This window comes from uncultured Capnocytophaga sp. (assembly GCF_937936315.1).
In the GTDB taxonomy this organism is placed as follows: domain Bacteria; phylum Bacteroidota; class Bacteroidia; order Flavobacteriales; family Flavobacteriaceae; genus Capnocytophaga.
Genome location: NZ_CALGWU010000063.1, coordinates 91,085 through 97,369, shown reverse-complemented (window position 1 = coordinate 97,369; position 6,285 = coordinate 91,085). Strand labels below are relative to the sequence as shown.

9 protein-coding genes are annotated in these 6,285 nt (G+C 38.8%); all 9 read left to right on the top strand.

Annotation, left to right across the window (positions count from 1 at the left end):
- On the top strand, nt 1–641 hold a 641-nt coding region (locus tag Q0162_RS12945), incomplete at its 5' end, for a hypothetical protein (RefSeq protein ID WP_297892514.1).
- Nucleotides 642–656: 15 nt separating this feature from the next.
- Entirely contained in the window at nt 657–1,160 is a 504-nt protein-coding gene (locus Q0162_RS12940) for an STM3941 family protein (protein WP_297892511.1), read from the top strand.
- A gap of 159 nt (nt 1,161–1,319) precedes the next feature.
- Nucleotides 1,320–1,742, top strand: a complete 423-nt coding sequence (locus Q0162_RS12935; RefSeq protein ID WP_002679619.1) for a SufE family protein — start codon at nt 1,320–1,322, stop codon at nt 1,740–1,742.
- Between the two features lie 54 nt (nt 1,743–1,796).
- Nucleotides 1,797–2,120: an iron-sulfur cluster assembly protein gene (locus Q0162_RS12930; RefSeq protein WP_002679592.1), complete on the top strand. Its 324-nt coding sequence runs from the start codon at nt 1,797–1,799 to the stop codon at nt 2,118–2,120.
- A gap of 20 nt (nt 2,121–2,140) precedes the next feature.
- Nucleotides 2,141–3,052 carry a DUF3078 domain-containing protein gene (locus Q0162_RS12925; RefSeq protein ID WP_297892509.1) on the top strand — a complete coding sequence of 304 codons (912 nt, stop codon included), beginning with the start codon at nt 2,141–2,143 and terminating at the stop codon, nt 3,050–3,052.
- Between the two features lie 139 nt (nt 3,053–3,191).
- Nucleotides 3,192–3,755, top strand: coding sequence for a Crp/Fnr family transcriptional regulator (locus tag Q0162_RS12920; protein ID WP_297892506.1), 564 nt, complete (start codon nt 3,192–3,194; stop codon nt 3,753–3,755).
- A gap of 75 nt (nt 3,756–3,830) precedes the next feature.
- The gene (locus Q0162_RS12915; RefSeq protein ID WP_297892503.1) at nt 3,831–4,505 is read left to right on the top strand and encodes an L-2-amino-thiazoline-4-carboxylic acid hydrolase; all 675 of its coding nucleotides are present in this window, start codon (nt 3,831–3,833) and stop codon (nt 4,503–4,505) included.
- Nucleotides 4,502–5,029, top strand: coding sequence for a Crp/Fnr family transcriptional regulator (locus Q0162_RS12910; RefSeq protein ID WP_016478352.1), 528 nt, complete (start codon nt 4,502–4,504; stop codon nt 5,027–5,029). The genes Q0162_RS12915 and Q0162_RS12910 overlap by 4 nt, the downstream gene beginning before the upstream one ends.
- 82 nt (nt 5,030–5,111) lie before the next feature.
- Nucleotides 5,112–6,125 carry a nitroreductase gene (locus Q0162_RS12905; protein ID WP_297892499.1) on the top strand — a complete coding sequence of 338 codons (1,014 nt, stop codon included), beginning with the start codon at nt 5,112–5,114 and terminating at the stop codon, nt 6,123–6,125.
- Nucleotides 6,126–6,285 lie beyond the last annotated feature (160 nt).

Genomic DNA, 6,285 nt, shown 5'->3' with positions numbered 1-6,285 from the left:
TGTACTTTACAGTAGTGCGCAAAAATGCTTTTGAAGAGCGCTTAGCTCTCTTTAGACCTACTCACAAGCTCTCCCAAAAGCGGGAAGCCTATAGGCAGCAAGTACGCAAATATAGCAAGTACGCAAATATCATACTCTTAGTGATTTTATACCTCCCTCTATGTGTTCTTATAGCAATATTACTCAAAGAAGAATATGAGAAAACAGGAATACTCAATATATTATCAATCTATGATGATACAAAAATGACCTTACTATCTGTCTATGTACCTATTTTGTTACTGCATTACCTTCTCTTCTATGTAATAAAGCGCAACGAAAAAGTCCAGCATATGCTTTTAGAACAAATGAGCGATGATGATTTTGAGCTCCTTCTCAAGGTTAAAGATAGTTTGTCGTTCACAAGCAAATATAATCCGCCATTTGTGCTTTGCAACGATAAGTTGTACATTTTTATTTTCTTTGCTATCAAAGAAATTGACCCCACCCAAATAACCAATGTAGATTGGAGCTATCGTAGAAATGGTATTTTGGTAGAATTCAAAGCTCCTGAAAAAATAATATTTACCCTACCTAAAAAAGTACTCCCTCATTTCTTGCAAATCATTGAAAAATATACAAATCAAAAATTTTATTATTAACTAAATACAAAAAAAATGAATCACACAATTATCCCATTTAGCAAAAAGAAAATGCTTAAACTCACAGGCTTATATATCCTTATAATGCTTGGTATTGCTGCCATTATTGTCTTTATTCTATCAGCTGATAGAATAAAAATATTCTATCTCGTGCTATTTGTAGTCCTTTTTATAGCGGGAACTTATCTTTTTTATAAACACATACAAGAATTATGGCGCTCGAACAAAAAGAACGAAGGTGTTATCCTCACCCCCGACTACCTCAAAAGCAATGCAACTCCTCTGGGTAAAAGGGTAGGTGAAATCCCTTGGAGTGAAATAGCTTCTATAGGGAGAGCAAATTATTATGGAGAGCATATCTATATCAAACTCAAACAGCCTGAAAAATATGCAAATCAGCTCAAGGGTATGAGCAAAGACTTCACAGGTATTTATCTAAACGATAGCGAACTCGAAATCTCTTTTGAGGAATTAGAAAAGATTATCAATGAGTACTTCGAGAAATATGGCAATTCTTAACAAAATATAGCTCCTAATTTATGCTCCTTATACCCATATAATATTCGCCCTGCTTTTACTTCCCACTCTTGAATCTCAACTGTTAAAATTGTTAAAACTACCCATTGTTAATTGTCAATTCTCAATTGTTTTTTATCTTTGCCCCCTAATTTATTGCAAATGACTATCGAACATATTCAAAATGAGCTCATTGAAGAGTTTTCATTCTTTGAAGATTGGACGCAACGTTACGAATATCTCATAGAACTCGGCAAGTCGTTGCCTCTAATAGACGAACAATATAAAACTGAAAATCACCTTATCAAAGGATGCCAAAGTCAGGTGTGGTTACACGCCGAAAAGCAAGGTAACGAACTCGTATTCACCGCCGATAGCGATGCGATTATCACCAAAGGTATTGTCGCTCTCTTAATAAGAGTATTCTCTCATCAAACCCCCGAGAATATCCTCAACGCCGATGTGAGTTTTATTGATAAAATCGGTCTTAAAGACCACCTTTCACCCACCCGCGCCAACGGCTTAGTGAGTATGATTCAGCAAATGAAACAGTATGCTCGGCAGGAATTAGAAAATAGGAATTAGAAATTAGAAAACAGGAATTAGAGGTCTTACCTCTTATCTCTTAACTAAAAAAAGATGGATGAAATCATAAATACCGAAGTACTCGGCGAAAAAATCGTTGAGGTGCTCAAAACTATATACGACCCCGAAATCCCTGTAGATATCTACGAACTCGGACTTATCTACGACGTTTTCGTGAACGAAGACCGCGATGTGAAAATCCTAATGACCCTCACATCACCTAATTGCCCCGTTGCCGAATCTCTCCCTATGGAAGTGAAAGAAAAGGTGCAAAGTATAGACGAAGTACACGAAACACTTGTAGAAATTACTTTCGATCCCCCTTGGAATCAAGATATGATGAGCGAGGTGGCGAAACTCGAATTAGGATTTTTGTAAACTAAATTAATAAATCACTTATGAAAAAATTTTTATTTTCAGCTTTGTTACTTTCTTCTGTAGCTACTTTTGCTCAGGAAGACGAAACTGCTAATGCTGTGGCTCAAGACCCTACTGCGGTAGAAACTCCCGCTGAAGAAGCTCCTGCTCCTCATTGGACAAGAGGAGGTAGCGCTTCATTGTTGTTCTCTCAAGCTGCTTTCAACCACGATTGGACTGGAGGTGGTACTAACAACGTAGCTGCTAACCTCGCTATTAGCTATGCCTTCAACTACAAAAAAGATAGATGGGCTTGGGATAACAATCTCTATATCGATTATGGATTGACTAAAATCGAAGGGGATGACTTCACCCGTAAAACAACCGACCGATTTGAGGTAAACTCTGTACTCGGTTACCAATTGAATAACCCTCAGTGGTTCTACTCTTTCTTCTTCAACTTCAAAACCCAAATGACCGATGGTTATAAATATACCTCTGGTACTCAACGCGACCTTATCAACCAATTGCTCTCTCCTGGGTATATACAATTCGGTCCCGGTATCTTGTGGAAGAAAAGCGATAACCTAAAAGTGAATTTCGCCCCTGCTACTTCTAAAATCACTACTGCTAAAAGCAGATGGACTGTAGCTGATACTTTCTACGGAGTAGAAAAAGGAAAAACTATACGATATGAACTCGGTCTATCTCTTAGCGGATATGCTAAATTTAATGTAATGGATAACGTATCATTTGAAAATATTCTTACTTTGTATAGCAACTACTTAGATAAACCTCAAAACGTAGATCTAGATTACACCGCCAACGTAGTGATGAAAATAAACAAATACTTATCAGCTAACTTTACTTTCCAAGCCATCTACGACGACGATGCTGCACGCGCTTTCCAAATCCGTGAATTGTTAGGATTAGGTTTAAGCTACAAATTCTAGTGCGAGTCGCACACACAATTATTTAAAAATATAAAGAGGACTGCCGTATTAAGGCGGTCCTTTTTTTCATTATGTATCTTGGTATTTAGAAAAATAATACTACTTTTGCCTCACACACTATTGCTGAATTACAGAAGATTTGGAAAAACTTATTGCATACATACAAAAAACGATTCCTAAACTAAAAATAGAGGAAAAACTCCTTGGCGAGGCTTTTCAAAAAGAAGTTCTTACTAAAGATACCTTGTTGTTGGACTTCGGACAAGTGTGTGAACATTATTACTTTGTAAACAAAGGGGCTCTTAGGATATTCTTCTACGATGATAATGGCGAGGAATACACCAGTTGGATAGCTTTTGAAGATTACTTCTTTACAGAGCAATTTAGTTATACAAATTCTTTGCCTTCTCGTTATGCTATTACAGCTATTGAAGAGACTGAAGTTCTGAAAATACATAAGCAACAAATGGACAAACTACTCCAAAACAATTATCAGTGGCAACAGTTCTTCATACAAAATGAACAACAAACAATACTACGGCTGATGGAAACTATTGAACTCTTCCAAAGGCAATCGGCTAAAGAGCGATATGAAGCCTTATTCAGCTTTCCTGCCTTTATACAAAAAGTGAAACAAAAAGACCTTGCCACAATGCTCGGGATGACTAAATATACTATCAGCAGACTAAAATCTTATAAGTAAAGAGAGGAAGTTGCCAAATAGCAACTTTTTAGTGTATTGCAGTGCGTAATTTTGCATTTATAAAACAAATGTAAAATGAACCAAGAAGAACAATATAGTTTTAGTCCGCTGGACAGCTATCAGTGGATAAAGAAAGAGGCTTTTGCTTATATAAAATCCCAACAATGGATAGATGAAGCGTTGTTTGAAGAGTTTTCAAACGCTTTTGAAGATTATTTTAAGCACTCATTACAAAAAGTATCTCATCTTATCGAGAATGAGTTGGATGAGGGGAATGTGCAATTTGCGGTTTTGGTAGTAGCTTTGTATGAAGCTTTTCTGAAGATAGGCAAGGAAGAGAAAGAGGCTTTCAAATATGTGTGCTTTGCTATCAATGAGCCGATAGCCCCTTTTATGGAGCAAAACACTGAGGCTTTCTTAACAGCTTCGGAGCGCCCTTTTAAGGCGATTGTGGAGATATCAAAAGCACGAGAAGCGTATTATTTTGGCAAAAGTTTTGGCTTTGAGCGTCTTATAGACAATGATTATGGTTATGTATTGCAAATTAAAAAGTGTTTGTTTCACGAAGTACTAAAAGCCCTTGAGTATACTTTCTTGCAAAGAATTATATGCCAAGTAGACTGCGGTTGGATAAAAGGCATTAAAACAGATCTACACAACTTACATTTTGCACGACCTACTACTTTTGCTACAGGCAATACCTGCCAAATGTGGTTTATAAAAGAAGAAAAAACAGAAGATATACAATGACCCTAAACCTCGATTTCCTCAGTCAGTATTTTACTGAAGTACATTTCGATAAAGATGCCCTCATCACCCGTGCAGGTGAGGTGGAGCACTCGCTCTATTACCTGAGCGAGGGCATCGTGCGCTTCTTTTATTACAACCCCACAACCGACAAGGAAACTACCGTAGATATCCTCTTTGCCGAGCAGTTTTTTATGTCGTATGCCTCGTTTGTAAAGCGTGAACCTTCGCTCTTCTCTATTCAAGCACTCAAAGAGGTTACTGCCTATAAAATAGGGCGTGAACACTTGGAACACCTCATAGAACAGCAAGAGTACCTACAAATAAAAGCTGATATTTTGGAACATCTGCTCATTGAAAAGATGCAACGAGAAGCACAGTTCTTATTGCAATCACCGGAGGAGATTTACTGCAATCTATTGGAAAAAGACCCTAAACTCATCCAGAATATCCCGCTGAAATATATAGCTTCTTATATTGGCATTACCCCCCAAGCGCTGAGCAGGATTAGAAAAAGAATTTTCTGAGTATTGCCATTTCTTAACCCAAGTTCATTTTTTTAGCGTTTTTTCGCCGTTCCTTTGCAACATAAAACAAATACAAACTAAAATGAACTTAAAAATGTTACCTATCACGTTTATGATGGCGCTTGCTACACTTAAAGCTTCCGCCCAAAATCCCGATTTTTTGACCCTTATCAAGGCTGCTACACAAGCACCTTCAGGTCATAACTCTCAGCCTTGGTGGTTTGAAACTTCCGATCACAGTATTGTTATCAAACCCAACTTCGAGAAAGCCCTCCCCGCCGTCGATGGTCAGCATCGCGAACTCTTCATCAGCTTGGGTTGTGCGCTCGAAAACCTCTGTATCAAAGCCTCTGAGCTACAGTACCAAACTAATGTAACCCTCACTCCCGAGGGGGTCATCACCATTGACTTACAAAAATCAGAAGCTGTTGCCCCTGACCCTTTGGCGAGTGTGATTGAAAAACGACAAACCAACCGCTCGGTGTACGACAACAAGCACATCGACCCTGCGCTATTGCAAAGTCTTGTAGCGCAAACAGGAGCAACGGGTATCTTTACTTTTGCCAATGGCACTCCGCTCTTCGAGAAACTCACTGATGCCGTCTTGCAAGGCAATACCGCTCAGATGTCCGATCCTGCTTTTAAAAATGAACTGCTTTCGTGGATTCGCTTCAACAAAAAACACTCTGAAAGCACTCACGACGGACTCAGTTATGCGGTACTCGGGGCGCCTAATTTACCTCGTTGGGTTACAGAGCCTATCGTAAAAGGAAGCCTCAAAGCAAAAACCCAAAACAAAACCGACCTGAAAAAGATTCAATCCTCTTCGGATATGGTGCTCATCACTACCGTTACAAACGATATCCCCACGTGGATAGCCACAGGTCGCACCCTCGAACGCTTTTTGCTCTTGCTCACCCAAGCAGGCATCGCTCACGCCTACCTCAATCAGCCGTGTGAAGTACCCGAAGTAAATACTTCTCTACGCAAAAAACTCACTGAAAACAATGTCTATCCTCAAATTCTTTTGCGTATTGGCTATGCCAAACCCGTCGCATACTCCAAAAGAAAAGACGTTAAGGAAGTGATGAGATAATTTGCCAATTTGTCGATTTGCGTCGCTACACTTTGCCAAAGGTGCGAGCCGCACGGGCTATTAAAGAATTGCTACACTTCGCCAAAGTCCCAAAACTTTGATAAAGTCTATAAATCTGATAATCAATCACTTTTAGAGTATGTTGTGTAAGAAAGCCAGT